We start from the raw sequence: 16,328 nt of genomic DNA, 5'->3' as shown, positions 1-16,328 counted from the left end.
CCCTACGGTCACCCCTCCTTCGAGAAAGAGGGGAATCCATGCGGATAGTTGGCTCAAATCTGTATATCTGGAATCAAAAACGGTATTTCCGACTGATCCATTGATTTTAGAAGTAACGGACTCAACTATTTCTAAATTCCAGCGGCGACATCCCTACATGCCGTCTGAAGAACTTGCAGAAGAAAGAGGGATTCGGGAAATTCAGCGAATAAGCTATCTCCTGAATAGTCATATCCGTCCCCTTTAGCTGCGCTTTGGCGTCGATAATGACAATATAAGCAATAGTATCCAATACACTTTTCCCCGTCACTTGTTTTACGGTGGTGCTCAGATGTTGCAGAGAGATTCCCAGTTGATCGGCATAGAACTGTGCACAACGCTGATCTTTGTAGTGTTCAGTGATCAGTTGAATCAACTTCCGGCAAATCTCCTTCTTACGGTTCGAATGATTGTTTCCCGAATAATTCCGGTACATCAGTTGGATACTTGTCAGAATAGTCTGGAGTGACAAGTCCGCCAATTTGGAGTCCATCTTGAAAGACTCGTCACAACTGGCATGAGACAACAAGGCAAAATATTCCTTCAGATAGTCGGCGATATTCTCGGAAAGAGGGATGATCGGCTGTTCTATCAGCTTGGGATAAGCGTTCCCGATGGTGGTCAGCAAGTTGATATGTCCGATACATTTCGCGGAGAATCCGGCAAAACAAAGACTTACCTTTTCCGCTTTCTCACGGAACTGTATGATTGTTCCGGGAAGTAATGTAATCAGATCATTCGGGTGAACCTCGTATTCCAACAGATTGATGGAGACTTTCATGGTTCCTTCCGTACAGATGGCGAAAATACACGCCTGCAGCCGGCACGATTGCTTGTAGATGTTCAGAATATCTTCAGTTACTTTAGTCCATGCCAACACCTCCAGTGGCAAATCTACTTGTGGAACTTCCATTTTCATAAGAGTGTTTGTTATCTTTGGTTTAGAGTGCTTGTTATATTCGATCTACAAATGTACGATTTTTCTTTTTATTTCTTACTTTTGTCCTCATGAAAACTGTGTTAGTAGACTGGAATTTGATTCCGTACGCCGAGGCATGGCAGCGGCAGACGGAATGGTTTGATACTCTTGTCCGCGCAAAAGCGCAGGGAGAAGCGTATGAAAACCGTATTATTATGTGCGAACATCCGCACGTCTATACTTTGGGACGTAGCGGAAAAGAAAATAATATGCTGTTGAATGACGATCAGCTGAAAGCCATTCAGGCTACCCTTTTCCATATAGATCGGGGAGGGGATATCACGTATCACGGTCCCGGACAGCTAGTCTGTTATCCGATCTTGAATCTGGAAGAGTTTCATTTGGGGTTGAAGGAATATGTGCACCTGCTCGAAGAGGCTGTGATACGTGTCTGTGCCTCCTATGGCATTGAAGCGGGACGGCTTGAAAAGGCAACAGGTGTCTGGCTGGAGGGGAGTACGCCCCGTGCCCGTAAGATTTGTGCGATCGGGGTGAGGAGCAGCCACTACGTCACCATGCACGGACTGGCCTTGAATGTGAATACGGATTTACGCTATTTCAGCTATATTCATCCTTGTGGCTTTATAGATAAAGGCGTCACTTCTCTTCGTCAGGAACTGAAGCACGAAGTGCCTATGGACGAAGTGAAGCAACGCCTTGAATGCGAGCTTGGCAGACTGCTGAACGAAAAAAAACAGCAGATTGCTCAATGAAAGAACCCGGCAGACTCTGCTCAATGATAAAACTTAGCGGACTGCCCGAAGGAAAAGCCTAGAAAACGATTCCAATGCCGAGCTGCCATGTCTTATGCATGAAACAGTCTTTATCAGCCAGTGCATAAGAGAAATCCGCGCGAATCGGCCAGAAGTTGATTCCGCAGCCCAGTGTACCGTAATTGCCTGTTCCTTTGTCGTTATCCCCGAAGTGGTATCCTCCGCGGATAATTCCATATTTCAGGAAATTATATTCCGCTCCGATGCCGGCTTGAAGATGGCGGTACTCGGACGGGAGCAGGTAATTGAAGTCAAGAGCCACCTGCAAGCGGTTGTCCATACTGAACGGCAGGTCGATGGCACCACCCAGTCCCAGTCGGGCAGGCAGTTTCTGTCCGTCCAGCTTGCTGCCCAGGTTGGCGGCTTGAAATCCGATAGTCCATGAAGCCATTTCGTCCAGAATACCCATGCTGCGATGATAGCTGGCACCGAGGTCCACGGAGACTGACCCTTTGCTGTCCGCATCCTTATAGGCTTTTGCCTGCAGATATCTGAGTGTTAATGAAAGGGACAGGTTTTTGGCTACATTTCTGAAGTATGCGGCTTCTACGTTCCATGCGCGGGCATGATCTTCCGCACCGTCCTGCCAATGAAAATCGGCATCCTTGTAGTGACGGAATCCTACGCTAAATCCGTGCTTCCCTTCCCGTCCGATGCGGTAGAAAAGGGATGCGCTATGCATTCCAAAGTCTTTATTTATGTCAGCGTATGAGTAGCTGGCACCCATTACATCCTGCGAGAAAGCGATGGTGGAAGCGTTATGAAAGATAGCCGTGCTTCCATTGTCAGTGATAGCCAGTCCTGTGCCGGCCATACCTGCCGATTGGGCATCCGGAGTAATCTCCAGAAAAGAGGCGCTTGCCACTCCCTGTGCCCCCAAAAAAGTAGGCAACAGACACGACGCGAGAAGTAAATGTTTTACTCGTTTCATAATCATTTGTTTTAAGGGTGAGACATCCGGACGACACGTATGCCGCTCCATGATTTATTATTGCGAAGCATTTGGCTGAGAGGCTCTTCGCTGACAACAACCTTGCCAAGCGTAGAAGAGGCGTGAAGCAAATGCAACTTTCCGTTTATATATTCGGCCATCCCTACATGAGCTACATCCAGTCCCGGAAGATTCGTGGTGATGGCGATGATATCACCGTCCATGATCCACGGAAGTCCTGCGTCGGGGAGTTTTCCTTTAGGTAGCCAGTGTACCTTTTTCCCGGACAATGCCTTTTCATGCTCGGCCATCCGTTTCACGTTCTCCGGCGAATCCGCCAGTTGCCTGTACTTTTGGGGATGGGTGGACATATAAGAGAGAGACAGTTTGGTGGTCTGCGTACTGTTTTGTGCAGTAACGTCTTCCAGAAATCCTTGGCGGACACCGTTCTCAATCCAGTCGGAGGTATAGTGCAACCGCGAAGTGTATCCGTCGATCACACCGTCCCGATAACGTATCTTTTGCAGATTATCGGCAAAAGAAGACCCCATCGCCTGAGCCAGCGTATATTCGACGAAAGTAAGGCAATCTACCGTTTGGGGCAGGATGACTAACTTTTCTTCCGTTCCCTGATCCAGTGTGTTGGCTACATACTTTGTTCCAAGGTACGTCTTTCCGATTCTCAACATCGGTGCTGTCTCCTTCGGAAATACGACACCCTCACGCAACCACTTTTCGAGTTCCTGTGTCCATTGTTGCTTATACTTGAAGTTGTCCCGGAATCCCCAGCCATGTCCGCCGGTAGGGTAGACATGAAGCGATGCGGGAACATTGTTTTTCTGTAAAGCGAGATAATAGTTCACTCCGTTGGAAGGAGGCACGGCACCGTCATCAGAAGACAGGACGATAAAGGCTTGCGGAGTATCGGATGTCACTTGCAGTTCGTTGGAGAAGAGTACCTCTTGTTCTGCGGTCGGATTTCCGCCCAGAAGCTCTTTTCTCGAACCGCCATGAGTACTTTGCGTCATGGTGACCACCGGATAAAGCAGAATCTGAAAGTCGGGACGCGATGCCGCACTGTAATGGGTGGCAAGGGTAGAGGCGAGATGTCCTCCGGCGGATGCTCCCATGATTCCTATTTTGCGGGGATGGATATTCCATTCTCCAGCATGCTCGCGTACGATGCGAATTGCTCTTTCCGCATCCGACAAAGGGACTTCGCAATGACCGTTCGGCATCCGGTACTTTAATACAACGTAAGTGATGCCCTGTCCGCAGAACCAGGATGCCATATCGTGCCCTTCATGATCCATGGCGAGGCGGCTGTAGCCACCTCCGGGACACATGATGACAGCCATTCCGTTTGGTTGTGGTGCACGATAAACGGTTATGGTGGGGGCGGTGACATTGCTGAGTCTGTGGGGCGACACTTCCTTTTCCCCGCCGGTCAGTCCGTTGGAGTTGGGAGCACCGTCGGGCCACAAAGGTAGCTCGACGGGCTGTTGTGCAAATGCCATTGCAGTCATAAGTGATACTATAACAGATAACAGTTTCCTCATCTTATTTTACTTTCATGGAAGCCTTGATAAAGTAGAGGATCAATAAAGCGTAAGCTCCTAATGCTAACACTTCCGACCAGGTATTGTTCAGCCAGGCTTCGTTGACCAGATTGATACCGCCGAAACGCATTGCCGCGCTCACTACTCCCATCAATGCGCCTCCGGCAATGAAACCGGATGCCAGCAATGTTCCTTTTTCACCTCTTTCCGTATTGAGTGCCGTATCCTTGCTGCGGCTTGTCACATACCAGTTGACGGCACCGCCTACTACCAGCGGCACATTCAGCTCCAACGGAATAAACATACCCAGCGCAAAGGCCAGTGCGGGAATCTTGAAGAATGTCAGCACGATAGCAAGGATTGCACCGATGCCATACAGCAACCAGGGGGCGCCTACGCCGCTCATCAGCGGTTCGATAACGGCCGCCATCGCATTGGCTTGTGGTGCAGCCAGTGCGCCGCTGGTGAAGCCGTATGTCTTGTTCAGTATAATCATTACACCGCCTACCGTGGCAGCAGAAACGATGGTTCCCAAGAATTTCCATGTTTCCTGTTTGGCGGGCGTACTACCCAGCCAGTAACCGATTTTCAAGTCGGTGATGAAACCGCCCGCCATAGACAGTGCCGTACATACTACACCACCCATCACAAGTGCGGCCACCATGCCCGAAGGACCTTTCAGTCCGACAGCTACCATCACTACGGAAGCCAGAATCAGTGTCATCAATGTCATTCCCGATACCGGATTGGTGCCTACAATGGCAATCGCATTGGCAGCTACCGTCGTGAACAGGAAGGAAATGCCTGCTACCAGCGCAATCGCTACCAGCGTATGGACGATATTTCCCTGCATGATATCGAAGTAGAAGAACAGCACGATCAGAATCAGCGTAAGGATAGAGCCGATAGCGATGATTTTCATCGAAAGGTCACGCTGTGTACGCACGATATTCTTTTCTACATTGCCTTTACCGCCCATTTCTTTGGCAGCCAGTCCGACGGCACTCTTGATGATTCCCCACGAACGGATGATACCGATGACACCCGCCATGGCAATACCGCCGATACCGATGCTCTTGGCGTAATACTTGAAGATTTCTTCGGGGCTCATCATGCCTACCGTAGAAGTGATTTCGGGGTTCCATGCGTTCAGCACGCTGTCTCCCCAGATGGCGGACATTCCCGGAATGATGATCCACCATACTGCCAGTGATCCGGCACAGATGATGGAAGCATATTTCAGTCCGACGATATAGCCCAGACCGAGTACGGCAGCTCCCGTATTTACTTTGAATACCAGTTTCGCTTTCTCAGCCAGCATTTCTCCGGCTCCGCATACGCGGGTGGTGAAGTTCTCGTTCCACCAGCCGAAAGTGGCCACGATGAAGTCATACAATCCACCGATCATTCCCGCCATCAACAGCGGTTTGGCCTGGCTGCCGCTCTTTTCTCCGGACACCAGCACCTGTGTAGTAGCGGTTGCTTCGGGGAAAGGATATTTGCCGTGCATATCGCTGACGAAATATTTGCGGAAAGGAATCAGAAACAGGATACCCAGTACACCACCCAGCAGCGAGCTGATAAATACCTGCATAAAGCTGACTGTCATCTCAGGATATTTGACTTGAAGGATATAAAGGGCGGGGAGGGTAAAGATGGCTCCGGCAACGATTACACCGGAACACGCTCCGATAGACTGGATAATTACATTTTCTCCTAACGCATTTTTTCTTTTGGCTGCACCGGAGACTCCTACGGCAATGATGGCTATCGGAATAGCGGCTTCGAATACTTGTCCCACTTTCAGCCCCAGATAGGCGGCGGCTGCCGAGAAAAGGATGGCCATGGCGATACCCCATGTTACTGACCAGAAGTTTACTTCCGGATAATTTTTGGAAGGACTCATCAGGGGATTGTACACTTCTCCTGCTTTTAACTCTCTGAACGCGTTCTCGGGTAGTCCGGTGAATTTGTCTTCTTCTTGTTTCATATTATATTTTTAGTAGTTTATGCTTAATGGACTTCAAAGTAAACAAAAAAAAAGGAGAATCGAAAGATTCTCCTTTACGTTATGTCTATTTTTTCTTACTTCTCGTCTTTCGGGGTCATATCGCCTTCGATATAGAGGCGTACCATTTCGGTTTTTGCGTTGGTACGCAGGGTAATCGACTTTTTGAAGTGTCCCGGATATTTACCTGTTCCGTTGTAAGTTACTTTGATTGTACCTTTCTTTCCCGGCTGGATCGGTTCTTTGGTATATTCGGGCACTGTGCATCCGCAAGACGCTACCGCCTGATGAATTACTAAAGGAGCATCACCGATATTAGTGAAAGTGAATACGCAGCTTACTACCGGACTGTTTTCTGAGAATTTTCCAAAGTCGTGTGTTGTTTTGTCAAACTTGATATCAGCGTTAGTCTGGGCAAAAGCGAAACTTACTCCTACCACTAACAAGGTCATTAAAAAAAGTATCTTTTTCATTTTTCCTTCTTTTTATTGATTACAAACGCCAAAGGTAACGCTTTTCCCTGAAATTATCCCGTCGGCAGAGTTAATTTTATCGAAAAAGGGAATAAAATAACTTCTGTTTATCATCGTCCTTGGGCTTGGCAATCCTGACCACCGAGGTGGGGAACACTGAGCGCCGAGCTGAATGAGAGTAAGCAGCGAGGCGAAAAACGCTGAGCACCGAGACGAGCAGAAGTGAGCACCGAGGTGAATACTGCCGATCTCTGTTCGCTAAATTAATTCATTTCAACACGCTAATGAATACTCATATTTTTTGTTTATCGCATAAAAAATTACTATATTTGGAACAAACCCATAAAATCCAGCTATTATGAAAACAAAACTTGATTTCTATCATATGACTCCCTTTTATGAGTTGAATTACTTTATAGCATTTATTGTTAAGTTGTACAAACGCATTCAACAACGTAGAGAACAGAGAGAACATCGAATCAAAGATGAACTGGTCTGATTCATTTCTACACCGAAAGTGAATCGGCGGCGGCGAAATTCTTTCTTCTCTTTCTTAGTAATTCTATTTCTTTAGAATAGAATTATATACTCTACTCTTCTCTACTGGTTAAGGTTCGGTTTCCCTTTCGGTTAGGATTCGGTTTTCGAGCCCTGCCAGAAGGCGTTTCAGAGCTTTTGGTTTTGCAAATAAAACACTATTTCTTCAACCCGAATCCCAGCATCATCCCGTCGTAGTTTTCAGCCAGTGAGCTGACAGTTTTCAGTGCTGTGCTGTTTGTCTTGCTGCCGAGGAATGTCATTAATTTAAGCAGCTTGTCGGAGTTGAACAATAAATCCATAGAGTTGGAAGTGCAGTTCACTTTCGCATGCAGATTCAGCAGTTTCAAGTACTTTAAGTCTACCTGCTTGGTGGAAGCATTGTACGAATAAGTGCCGCTCAGTTTCTTTTTTCCGACGGTGCTGGTGAAAGTACTGTCGGCGTTGAACGTGAAGCTCATTTGTCCTTCTTTGATGCCCACTTTACTCAATTGCTCGTTCAATTTGTTTTCTGCCATCGTGGCGGCTGCGGCTCCTCCTGCTTTCATCAGCAGATTGTCCGATTCAAATTCTACTGCCGAACCGCTGTAAGTCCATGTACCTGTCATGTCTATCGTTTCGGGTGTCCCGGTGATGGCATTTACTACTTTGGAGATGTTGTCTTTGTTGAGCAGATCCTTTAATGATTGTGCCTGACTGTTGCTTGCAAAGAGTGAGAATAATGCAACCCATGCAATAAATAAAATGTTCTTTTTCATTTTCGTTTACTTATTTTTATAGACTTCTTTACTGATGTTTTCTATGTAGTCGAGGATTTCCGTGCGTCCTGTGCGGTTTTCCGAAGAAGATATGAAATACGGGGGAAGTTCTTCCCATTCCTTGCTCAGTTCACGCAGGTAGTTGTTGATATTCATTTTCAGACGTCCGCCTTTCAGTTTGTCTGCTTTGGTGAAGATGATGGAGAAAGGGATGCCGTTTTCGCCCAGCCATTCCATAAATTCCAAGTCTATTTTCTGCGGTTCCAGGCGACTGTCTATCAGTACAAACAGGTTGGTCATCTGTTCCCGTTCGAGGATGTAGTCTTCGATGATGGTACGTATCTGGTCTTTTCCTTTTTGTCCGCGTCTGGCGTAGCCGTATCCGGGAAGATCGACCAGGTACCAGCTTTGGTTGATCAGGAAGTGGTTGATAAGCATTGTCTTTCCCGGTGTGGCAGAGGTCATCGCCAGTCCTTTGCGGGCAGTCAGCATATTGATAAGGCTCGACTTTCCTACATTCGACCGCCCGATGAAGGCGTATTCGGGAAATACTCCAGTCGGACATTTCTTCACGTCCGTGTTGCTAATCACAAATTCTGCACTCGTTATTTCCATTTTATTGTCATTTATTTCTTTGTTTTTCTACTTCTAATAAACTCTCTTATCGTTTATAATAAACTATGGTCACGTTTATAATAAACTCCACTACTTTTTATTATAAACTCCGGACGCCTGTTTTCAAGGCGTTTCCACCGTTTTCTCTTTTCCGGACAGCAGCATGAGCCCCGCAAAGGTAAGGCTTCCGTTCAACATTAGCAATTCATAGCCAAATTTATATCCGGTTTCTTTGTTTATCCACCAGTCCAGAGCGTAGCAGAGCACCGGAGAGGCGATGGCGATGAGCGGGACCAGCCGGTCCTTAGTCCGGCGCCGGGTGAACAGTCCGAAGGCGAACATACCCAGCAAGGGCCCGTATGTGTAGGAGGCGATGATGTAGATCGCGTCAATCACGCTTTTGTTGTTCAGCATCTCCACCAGGCAGATAAAGAAAGCCAGCAGGATGGAGAGGGACAGGTGTACTTTCTTTCTTTTGCGGCGGGCTGTTTCTTCCGTGTCCTTGTCCGTGTTCAGCAGGTCTATACATACGCTGGTGGTCATGGCGGTCAGCGCGGAGTCTGAGTTGCTGAAAGCTGCGGCGATGATGCCGATGGTAAAAAGAATCAGTACCGACTGTCCCAGATATCCTTGTGTGGCAAACATGGGAAGGATATCATCATTCATGGCCGGTAGTTCCAGTTGCATTTGTCCCGCTAATGCGATCAGCAGAATGCCTAGGCACAGAAACAGGAAATTCAGCGGGATGAATGAGAATCCGTAGCAGTACATATTCTTTTTGGCTTCGTGCAGATTGCGGCAGGAGAGGTTCTTTTGCATCATGTCCTGATCGAGTCCGGTCATGACGATGACGATAAAGATGCCGCTGAAGAACTGTTTGAAGAAGTTCTGACGGGACATCCAGTCATCGAATACGAAGATGCGGCTGTGTTCGCTGTGGCGGATGGTCTGTACGATGCCGTCGAAGCCTACATCCAGCTTCTGTATGGTGAAGTAGATGATGAATAGCAGGGCTGCGATCAGGCAGAATGTTTGCAGGGTGTCCGTCCATACGATTGTCTTGATGCCGCTTTTGTGGGTGTATATCCACACGAGGGCCACGGAGCCGACGGCAATCACCCAGAAAGGGATGTGCATATCCTGAAATACGTGCGTATGCAGGATCAGACAGACGAGATACAGTTTGGCTGCCGTTCCCAGCATACGGGAGAGCAGGAAGAAGAAAGAGCCGGTGCGGTAGGCATTCACGCCGATGCGTGTACCGAGGTATCCGTAGATACTTGTCAGATTCAGCCTGTAGTAAAGAGGCAGCAATATGTGTGCTACGATCATATAGCCGAAGAAGAATCCGAATACGGTCTGCATATACGTCATGTCCATTCCGCGAACCATGCCCGGTACGGATACGAAAGTCACGCCGGAAATTGTAGCGCCAATCATGCCGAAGGAGACTATATACCAGGGTGATTTGTTTTCTCCTTTAAAGAACGCTGCATTTGATCCGCCTTTATGTCCGGTAATGTGGGCTATTAACAACAAGCCCGCAAAATAGCATATAATAATGACTAATATCATCATATCGGCTGCAAAGGTAATACTTTCTTTGTATTAAAAACAATAATCCGTATCTTTGCGCCCGAAACAGATAGAATTTCATTCGTAATCTATGAACCAACAATATCCTTCCGTACTGCTCGAAAAGGCAGTAGGCGAATTTTCCAAACTTCCGGGCATCGGGCGCAAGACGGCAATGCGGCTTGTATTACATCTGCTCCGGCAGGACACGGCTACTGTGGAGGCATTCGGCAACTCCATCATTACGCTGAAACGTGAAGTAAAGTACTGTAAAGTATGTCATAATATATCTGATACCGAGACTTGTCAGATTTGTGCCAATCCGCAGCGTGACGCCTCTACTGTCTGTGTGGTAGAGAATATCCGTGACGTGATGGCGGTAGAAGCCACCCAGCAGTATCGGGGGCTTTATCACGTACTGGGCGGAGTGATCTCTCCGATGGACGGGGTAGGACCGAGCGACCTGCAAATAGAAAGTCTCGTGCAGCGGGTGTCCGAAGGAGGAATCAAGGAAGTCATCCTCGCTTTGAGCACGACGATGGAAGGAGATACCACCAACTTCTACATCTACCGTAAACTGGAGAAGATGGGTGTCAAACTCAGCGTAATAGCACGGGGCATCTCCGTTGGCGACGAACTGGAGTATGCCGATGAGATCACTTTGGGACGCAGTATTGTCAACCGGACTCTTTTTACCGGAACCGTATAATCTAACTTAATTATTTGAACGCATATCGTAACTAACATGGAAGAACAGATAAAACGCGCAGTGAGAAATTTGAATATCAGTTATGTTTTCTTTTGGGTGCTTCCCGCCTTTTTGCTTGGGGCAGGGGAGTTCGACCTTCTTCCTGTGGGAGCTTTGGTCGATAATGCACAGGCTACCTATTATCTGGAGACGGCAGGCATCCTGCTGACCGCCTTGTGTGTGCCGCTTGCCTTGAAACTGTTCAGTCTGGTACTGAAAAAGAAGATAGACCTCCTGACGATTCCTCTTGCATTGAAGCGTTATGTGCAGTGGAGCATGGTACGCCTCGGATTGCTCGAAGTGGCTATCGTCCTCAACGTATTATGCTATTATCTGACTCTTAGCAACACCGGAAATCTCTGTATGCTGATCGGGCTGACCGCTTCCCTTTTTTGTCTGCCCAGTGAGAAAAGACTTCGTAACGAACTCCATATTAATAAAGAATAAGCCGGTATGAAACAGTCTTTTTTAAGTAATGACCGCATCTATCTTCGTGCGGTAGAGCCGGAAGATATGGATGTGATGTATGAGATGGAGAATGACCCTTCCATGTGGGATATCAGTAATTTTACCGTTCCTTATTCACGCTACGTGCTCCGGCAATATATAGAGGGTTCCCAGTGTGATGTGTTTGCCGACAAGCAGTTGCGCCTGATGATAATGAGTAAGTCCGATCATCGGATATTGGGGACGATTGATATCACGGATTTTGTTCCTCTCCACTCTCGTGGTGAGGTCGGCATAGCCGTTCATAAAGACTATCGCCGGCAAGGTTACGCATCGGACGCTTTGCAGTTGCTGTGCGAGTATGCTTTCGATTTCTTGTCGCTGACTCAACTTTATGCCCATGTGGCTACGGACAATGAAGTCTGTATGAAACTGTTTACTTCCTGCGGTTTCGTCCAATGCGGACTGTTGAAGGATTGGTTACAGGTCGGTGGATGTTACAAAGATGCTGCTATCTTCCAGTATCTGAATCCGAAGAGACATTAATTGAAAGTCGGCACTTGCGGAAAGCGTGACCAGGTTTCATACTTGCTGCCTAGTTTCTCCAAGGCTTGTTTCCACATATCCTTGGTGTCTCCGTTCATCAGATAGGCATTCTCTTCTTTGGAGACGAGCCATGTGTTCTCTTTGAGTTCGGTGCTCAGTTGTTCGCTTTCCCAGCCGGAGTATCCCAGGAAGAAGCGGATGTAGCGGTCTACTTTGTTTCCTTGCAGTATGTATTTCTTTATCTCATCAAAGTCACCGTTCAGATACAGTCCTTTGCTGATAGGTATGGCACCCGGAATGTCTGCCAGTGTATGAAGGTAGAACAGGGTATCTGTAGCGATAGGTCCGCCTTTGTATAAAGGTATATTTTCGATATACTTGAATTCTTTGATAATGTCGTTGACAAATATCGGCAGTTGTTTGTTGATAATCAGCCCCATGCTGCCTTCTTCGGTATGGTCGATCAACAGAACTACAGATCTGCCGAATGTGGCATCACGAAGGAAAGGTTCGGAGATGAGAATCTTTCCTCGTGATGGCAATACATTATTCGATTGAATTTTAAATATGTCAGAGTCTATATTCATGCCATCAGATTGATATTCGTGCCACTAATATAAGAAAAGAAATGGAATAATAGCCATACTTTCCCATTTTTTTTTGTTTTAAGAGCAGCTTTTATGAATATTCGCATCTGACATGAACATCAGTTCCGGCATAAATACGCTATTTGGCTGTCAGGCAATCGGGTGATGTTCGGCAAACAGCTTCATTCTTTCGTCGAGCTGTGCGTACTGGTGGTCTTTAATAAAAGAGGTACACGCGCGTAATCCTTCCTGGTGGCTTCCGGTGGTGACCAGTGAAATGGCGCTCACTCCATAGTACATCAGTTCTTTGGCAAGTTCGCCGCTTGTCATTCCCGGATAGCCGATGGTGAAGTAAAATCCGTCGGCAATCGGATCGCCCAAGTCATTGTCATATACCAGATAGAATCCGTGACGGAGGAAAATCTCTTTTAACTTCTGCGCTCTGTCACCATATACCTTCACTTCGCTGAGGAAGTTGTATTGACCTTCATTGGCAGCTTTCAGCATGGCAGCCATCGCATACTGTGCGGAGTGGCTTGTGCCGGAAGACAGTGCATAGAGTACGCGGTGGATGAAGACCGTGCCGAATGTTCCCCCGCCATAACGCTTCGTCAGTCCGGGATAGCTGCGGTGATACAACTTATCGGAAATGCAGCTCACGCCGATACGTTGTCCGGCATAGCTGAAGGCTTTGGAACCGGAAATCAGCAACACATAATTATCTGTGTAGTGAGCTACCGAAGGCTGGAACGGAGCTTGATAAGGAGTGCTCAGATCCTGACGGAAATCCATTGCAAAGTATGCCAGGTCTTCCAGTACGATTACGTCATATTGGGTGGCAAGTTCGCCGATGATGCGCAACTCTTCGTCTTTCAGGCAAATCCAGCTCGGGTTATTGGGGTTTGAGTAGATAATAGCCGATATATTTCCTTTTCTCAGATAGCTTTCCAGCTTTTCTTTCAGCTTGTCACCGCGGTAGTCGTAGACATCAAATGTCTCATACTTTTGTCCCATCACTACCAACTGCTGTTTCTGTACGGGAAATCCCGGATCGATAAACAGGATCGTGTCTTTCTTTTCATCGCACTGGCTGCAAGTAAGGAACGAAGCGAATGTTCCCTGCATAGAGCCGGTAACGGGTACGCATCCCTCCGGGCTTAAATCTACATTGATGAATGCTTTGATAAAGTCGGACGCTTCTTTTTTGAGTTCCGGCAATCCGTTGATATCGGGATACAGGCTGGCAATTCCGTTTTGCAGCGCTTCGATTTCCGCTTTTACTCCTACGGCAGAGGCCGGAAGTCCCGGAACACCCATTTCCATCTTGATAAATTCAACGCCTGATACTGCTTCCGCCTTTGAAGCTATCGCTTTCACTTCACGGATAGTAGCCTTCGAAAAGTCGACAATTTGAAACTCATTAATCGTTTCGTCAATCACATTTCGTTCGATTGGTGTATTTTTCATTCTATTTTCTATTTATAGTAATGCTTGCAAATGTACATGATAATTCTTAATAAACACACTTTTTCAGAAAAAAGATACTCTTGCTATTGTAGGTTTCAAAAAAATGTCTACCTTTGCATCCGCAATCGAGAGAGATGCGAATTAAAAAGGAAATTTTGGTGCGTTAGTTCAGTTGGTTAGAATACATGCCTGTCACGCATGGGGTCACGGGTTCGAGTCCCGTACGCACCGCTTCTTTTGATTTTTATAATTAGGAAAAGCTCTGGTTCTTAACGGGATCGGAGCTTTTCTTATTAATCTTACTGAGTGAAAAAGCAATTGATTGGGAATATGAATATTGAGACATGCAGAATTAACTCTGCTGAAATTTAATAATTTAGCCAAAGTTTTAAAGGAGCTATTTTGTCACGGCTGACAATTATCTTATCTTTAAAAGGCGGCTTTACATGTAAGATTGCTTTTCCCAGAAAATATGACTCAACCTTTACGATGGCATTGATGCTAACTACTGTTTGCCGATTGCTTCGGAAAAAAACATCCGGATCGAGTTGTTCCATAAGCTTGTCCAAAGAAAGGTCAATGATAAATTCTCTATTTTGCTTGGTTACGGCAAAGGTTATTTTATTTTCTGAATAAAAATAAGCAATGTCTTCCACTTGTAAGGTAAAAAGTTTGTCATCGCCTGAGATTAGGAAACGGGTACGGTATTTCTTTCCCGGTTGGGTGATGTTTTGTAAAATTTCCATTAAGTCAATTGGCTTTTGCCCCTGATTCAGGTATTTGGTAGTCAGATGTTCGAACTTTACAATTGCTTCTTCCAGTCGGATGTTATCAATCGGCTTAAGTAAATAATCGATACTGTTGACTGTAAATGCCCGAATGGCATATTCATCATACGCAGTGGTGAAAATGATAGTACTTTCTGGTTGTGCCTGTTCGATGAATGTGAATGAAATGCCGTCTGTCAATTGTATGTCGAGAAAAACAAGATCCGGATGGGGATTTTCCGCAAACCATTCTACACTCTTCTTTACACTACCGGGTAATACTGTAATTTGCCATTCGGGGCGTAACTCATTTAATGTATTGTTTAACCGACGGGCGGCCGGAATTTCGTCTTCAATAATGACTGCTGTAATTTTATTCATTCAGTACTGGGATTTTAACGGTAAAATAATTCGTATTGTTTTCTATGGTAATATCCTGATTGCATATCAGGAGGTAACGGGCTGAAAGATTCTTTAATCCCATGCCGGTGCTGACCACATTGGGCTTTATCCTGATTTTGTTGGTTACCAATATTCTTCCATTCTCAGAATCATAATCGATCAAAATATTCATTGGCATATCCATATTAATTATATTATGCTTAATGACATTTTCTACCAATAGCTGCAGGGTTAATGAGGGGAGTTTCAAATCATAATTATCAGCTTCTATTCTATTCTCTATCCGGATGCAGTCTCCTAAACGGACTTTATGAAGAAAAATATAAGAGTCGATGAAAGAGAGTTCGGATTCTATAGTAACCAGACGCTGTTGCTGGCTTTGTAATATATATCGGTATACATCAGACAAACGTTGGGTAAATAGAATTGCGTTTTTGGGAGCATACTCTATTTCGGATATAAGTGTATTGAGACTGTTGAAGAGAAAATGAGGATTCAGCTGATTTTGCAAAGCTGCATACTGTGCCTTAATGGAATTCTCTTCGACTTGTTCCGTTCTTTCGTGCAGAAGAACTAGCTGCCTGTAAAAATTGATAGTCAAAGTAAGGTTGGTTATTACCATTTCTACCAGCCAGACTAAGGCTATCATTCTCAGCCCGGACCCTTTCAGAGTAAATGGTGCAGGAACCTCAAATATGGCTTTGACTATTGACAAGACCAGATAATTCATTAAAAACAGAATAATTGCCGTCAGAATGCAATCGATAATCAATCGCTCTTTTCGTTTGACCAGAAACTGAAAGCTTCGCTTTTGCCAGTTGTGGATCATTAATACTCCGAAACCGACTAAATTAAAGGCGGCAAGTATCAGGATAAATGACTTGAAAGAAATCAGTACTTCCAGATGTTGCGGGGTGAAGTCGGAATAAAGCAAGAGAAACAGATATGAGAAAAATGCCAATCCTGAGAATAGCAAACCAATAAACAGATAATTGAACTTTTGCCGCATATTGAACGTAGACTTTATATATTACAAATTTAACAAAAAAACAAGAGGTCGCCAAAAGTAACTATAACATTTTGTACTTCCTCTTGTCTTTTTGAGAGAATCTAGATC

The 16,328-nt window shown here is 45.9% G+C and carries 16 protein-coding genes and 1 tRNA gene; 5 read left to right on the top strand and 12 right to left on the bottom strand.

Going from position 1 to position 16,328, the window contains the following annotated elements; genetic code table 11:
* Positions 1-121: 121 nt before the first annotated feature.
* Positions 122-958, bottom strand: coding sequence for a helix-turn-helix domain-containing protein (locus BT_RS05485; RefSeq protein WP_008765858.1), 837 nt, complete (start codon positions 956-958; stop codon positions 122-124).
* 89 nt (positions 959-1,047) lie between these two features.
* Here BT_RS05485 and lipB point away from each other — a divergent pair, with 89 nt between their 5' ends.
* The gene (gene lipB / locus BT_RS05480) at positions 1,048-1,731 is read left to right on the top strand and encodes a lipoyl(octanoyl) transferase LipB (protein ID WP_008765857.1); all 684 of its coding nucleotides are present in this window, start codon (positions 1,048-1,050) and stop codon (positions 1,729-1,731) included.
* Positions 1,732-1,789: 58 nt separating this feature from the next.
* Here the strand turns inward: lipB and BT_RS05475 are convergent, their stop codons facing one another.
* The 7 genes from BT_RS05475 to BT_RS05445 all read right to left on the bottom strand — a co-directional run bounded on the left by BT_RS05475 (position 1,790) and on the right by BT_RS05445 (position 10,250).
* A complete protein-coding gene (locus BT_RS05475) occupies positions 1,790-2,722 on the bottom strand; it encodes a PorV/PorQ family protein (protein ID WP_008765856.1) in 933 nt (310 codons plus the stop codon).
* A gap of 11 nt (positions 2,723-2,733) precedes the next feature.
* Positions 2,734-4,281 carry an N-acetylmuramoyl-L-alanine amidase-like domain-containing protein gene (locus BT_RS05470; protein ID WP_011107614.1) on the bottom strand — a complete coding sequence of 516 codons (1,548 nt, stop codon included), beginning with the start codon at positions 4,279-4,281 and terminating at the stop codon, positions 2,734-2,736.
* A gap of 1 nt (position 4,282) precedes the next feature.
* A complete protein-coding gene (locus BT_RS05465; RefSeq protein ID WP_008763503.1) occupies positions 4,283-6,271 on the bottom strand; it encodes an OPT family oligopeptide transporter in 1,989 nt (662 codons plus the stop codon).
* Between the two features lie 95 nt (positions 6,272-6,366).
* Positions 6,367-6,762, bottom strand: coding sequence for a DUF1573 domain-containing protein (locus tag BT_RS05460; RefSeq protein ID WP_008763504.1), 396 nt, complete (start codon positions 6,760-6,762; stop codon positions 6,367-6,369).
* A 695-nt stretch (positions 6,763-7,457) separates the two neighbouring features.
* On the bottom strand, positions 7,458-8,057 hold the full coding sequence (locus tag BT_RS05455) for a DUF4923 family protein (RefSeq protein ID WP_008765853.1): 600 nt from the start codon (positions 8,055-8,057) through the stop codon (positions 7,458-7,460).
* A 6-nt stretch (positions 8,058-8,063) separates the two neighbouring features.
* Complete coding sequence (yihA, locus tag BT_RS05450) at positions 8,064-8,672, bottom strand: ribosome biogenesis GTP-binding protein YihA/YsxC (protein WP_008765852.1); 609 nt, start codon at positions 8,670-8,672, stop codon at positions 8,064-8,066.
* Between the two features lie 123 nt (positions 8,673-8,795).
* On the bottom strand, positions 8,796-10,250 hold the full coding sequence (locus BT_RS05445; RefSeq protein WP_105100249.1) for a sodium:solute symporter: 1,455 nt from the start codon (positions 10,248-10,250) through the stop codon (positions 8,796-8,798).
* An 88-nt stretch (positions 10,251-10,338) separates the two neighbouring features.
* On the opposite strand from BT_RS05445, the gene recR reads away from it, so the two are divergent.
* From recR to BT_RS05430, 3 genes are read left to right on the top strand one after another with little or no spacing between them, the layout of a single operon-like run.
* Positions 10,339-10,956 (top strand): recombination mediator RecR, encoded by a 618-nt coding sequence (gene recR / locus BT_RS05440; protein ID WP_008763508.1) that lies wholly within the window; start codon positions 10,339-10,341, stop codon positions 10,954-10,956.
* A gap of 36 nt (positions 10,957-10,992) precedes the next feature.
* A complete protein-coding gene (locus BT_RS05435; RefSeq protein ID WP_011107612.1) occupies positions 10,993-11,442 on the top strand; it encodes a hypothetical protein in 450 nt (149 codons plus the stop codon).
* A gap of 6 nt (positions 11,443-11,448) precedes the next feature.
* A complete protein-coding gene (locus BT_RS05430) occupies positions 11,449-11,988 on the top strand; it encodes a GNAT family N-acetyltransferase (RefSeq protein ID WP_008763510.1) in 540 nt (179 codons plus the stop codon).
* Here BT_RS05430 and BT_RS05425 read toward each other — a convergent pair.
* Together BT_RS05425 and BT_RS05420 are read right to left on the bottom strand one after the other, a co-directional pair.
* Positions 11,985-12,575 (bottom strand): YqgE/AlgH family protein, encoded by a 591-nt coding sequence (locus BT_RS05425; protein WP_008763511.1) that lies wholly within the window; start codon positions 12,573-12,575, stop codon positions 11,985-11,987. The genes BT_RS05430 and BT_RS05425 overlap by 4 nt on opposite strands.
* Before the next feature lie 150 nt (positions 12,576-12,725).
* Positions 12,726-14,042, bottom strand: a complete 1,317-nt coding sequence (locus tag BT_RS05420) for an aminotransferase class I/II-fold pyridoxal phosphate-dependent enzyme (RefSeq protein ID WP_008763512.1) — start codon at positions 14,040-14,042, stop codon at positions 12,726-12,728.
* A gap of 157 nt (positions 14,043-14,199) precedes the next feature.
* On the opposite strand from BT_RS05420, the gene BT_RS05415 reads away from it, so the two are divergent.
* Positions 14,200-14,273: transfer RNA gene (locus BT_RS05415), tRNA-Asp, on the top strand.
* A gap of 137 nt (positions 14,274-14,410) precedes the next feature.
* Here the strand turns inward: BT_RS05415 and BT_RS05410 are convergent.
* Complete coding sequence (locus tag BT_RS05410) at positions 14,411-15,190, bottom strand: LytR/AlgR family response regulator transcription factor (protein WP_011107611.1); 780 nt, start codon at positions 15,188-15,190, stop codon at positions 14,411-14,413.
* Complete coding sequence (locus BT_RS05405) at positions 15,183-16,220, bottom strand: sensor histidine kinase (RefSeq protein WP_011107610.1); 1,038 nt, start codon at positions 16,218-16,220, stop codon at positions 15,183-15,185. Before BT_RS05405 ends, BT_RS05410 begins: the two co-directional genes overlap by 8 nt.
* Between the last annotated feature and the right edge of the window lie 108 nt (positions 16,221-16,328).

It is taken from the genome of Bacteroides thetaiotaomicron VPI-5482, assembly GCF_000011065.1.
Classification (GTDB): domain Bacteria; phylum Bacteroidota; class Bacteroidia; order Bacteroidales; family Bacteroidaceae; genus Bacteroides; species Bacteroides thetaiotaomicron.
This window is presented reverse-complemented; position numbering and strand designations above follow the sequence as displayed.

What these genes read in the sequence shown, in the direction of transcription:
- yihA (WP_008765852.1), bottom strand. Translation starts at nt 8,672, where the DNA reads ATGGAAATAACGAGTGCAGAATTTGTGATTAGCAACACGGACGTGAAG.
- BT_RS05465 (WP_008763503.1), bottom strand. Translation starts at nt 6,271, where the DNA reads ATGAAACAAGAAGAAGACAAATTCACCGGACTACCCGAGAACGCGTTC.
- BT_RS05475 (WP_008765856.1), bottom strand. Translation starts at nt 2,722, where the DNA reads ATGAAACGAGTAAAACATTTACTTCTCGCGTCGTGTCTGTTGCCTACT.
- recR (WP_008763508.1), top strand. Translation starts at nt 10,339, where the DNA reads ATGAACCAACAATATCCTTCCGTACTGCTCGAAAAGGCAGTAGGCGAA.
- BT_RS05405 (WP_011107610.1), bottom strand. Translation starts at nt 16,220, where the DNA reads ATGCGGCAAAAGTTCAATTATCTGTTTATTGGTTTGCTATTCTCAGGA.
- BT_RS05435 (WP_011107612.1), top strand. Translation starts at nt 10,993, where the DNA reads ATGGAAGAACAGATAAAACGCGCAGTGAGAAATTTGAATATCAGTTAT.
- BT_RS05425 (WP_008763511.1), bottom strand. Translation starts at nt 12,575, where the DNA reads ATGAATATAGACTCTGACATATTTAAAATTCAATCGAATAATGTATTG.
- BT_RS05410 (WP_011107611.1), bottom strand. Translation starts at nt 15,190, where the DNA reads ATGAATAAAATTACAGCAGTCATTATTGAAGACGAAATTCCGGCCGCC.
- lipB (WP_008765857.1), top strand. Translation starts at nt 1,048, where the DNA reads ATGAAAACTGTGTTAGTAGACTGGAATTTGATTCCGTACGCCGAGGCA.
- BT_RS05420 (WP_008763512.1), bottom strand. Translation starts at nt 14,042, where the DNA reads ATGAAAAATACACCAATCGAACGAAATGTGATTGACGAAACGATTAAT.
- BT_RS05460 (WP_008763504.1), bottom strand. Translation starts at nt 6,762, where the DNA reads ATGAAAAAGATACTTTTTTTAATGACCTTGTTAGTGGTAGGAGTAAGT.
- BT_RS05455 (WP_008765853.1), bottom strand. Translation starts at nt 8,057, where the DNA reads ATGAAAAAGAACATTTTATTTATTGCATGGGTTGCATTATTCTCACTC.
- BT_RS05430 (WP_008763510.1), top strand. Translation starts at nt 11,449, where the DNA reads ATGAAACAGTCTTTTTTAAGTAATGACCGCATCTATCTTCGTGCGGTA.
- BT_RS05445 (WP_105100249.1), bottom strand. Translation starts at nt 10,250, where the DNA reads ATGATGATATTAGTCATTATTATATGCTATTTTGCGGGCTTGTTGTTA.
- BT_RS05470 (WP_011107614.1), bottom strand. Translation starts at nt 4,281, where the DNA reads ATGAGGAAACTGTTATCTGTTATAGTATCACTTATGACTGCAATGGCA.
- BT_RS05485 (WP_008765858.1), bottom strand. Translation starts at nt 958, where the DNA reads ATGAAAATGGAAGTTCCACAAGTAGATTTGCCACTGGAGGTGTTGGCA.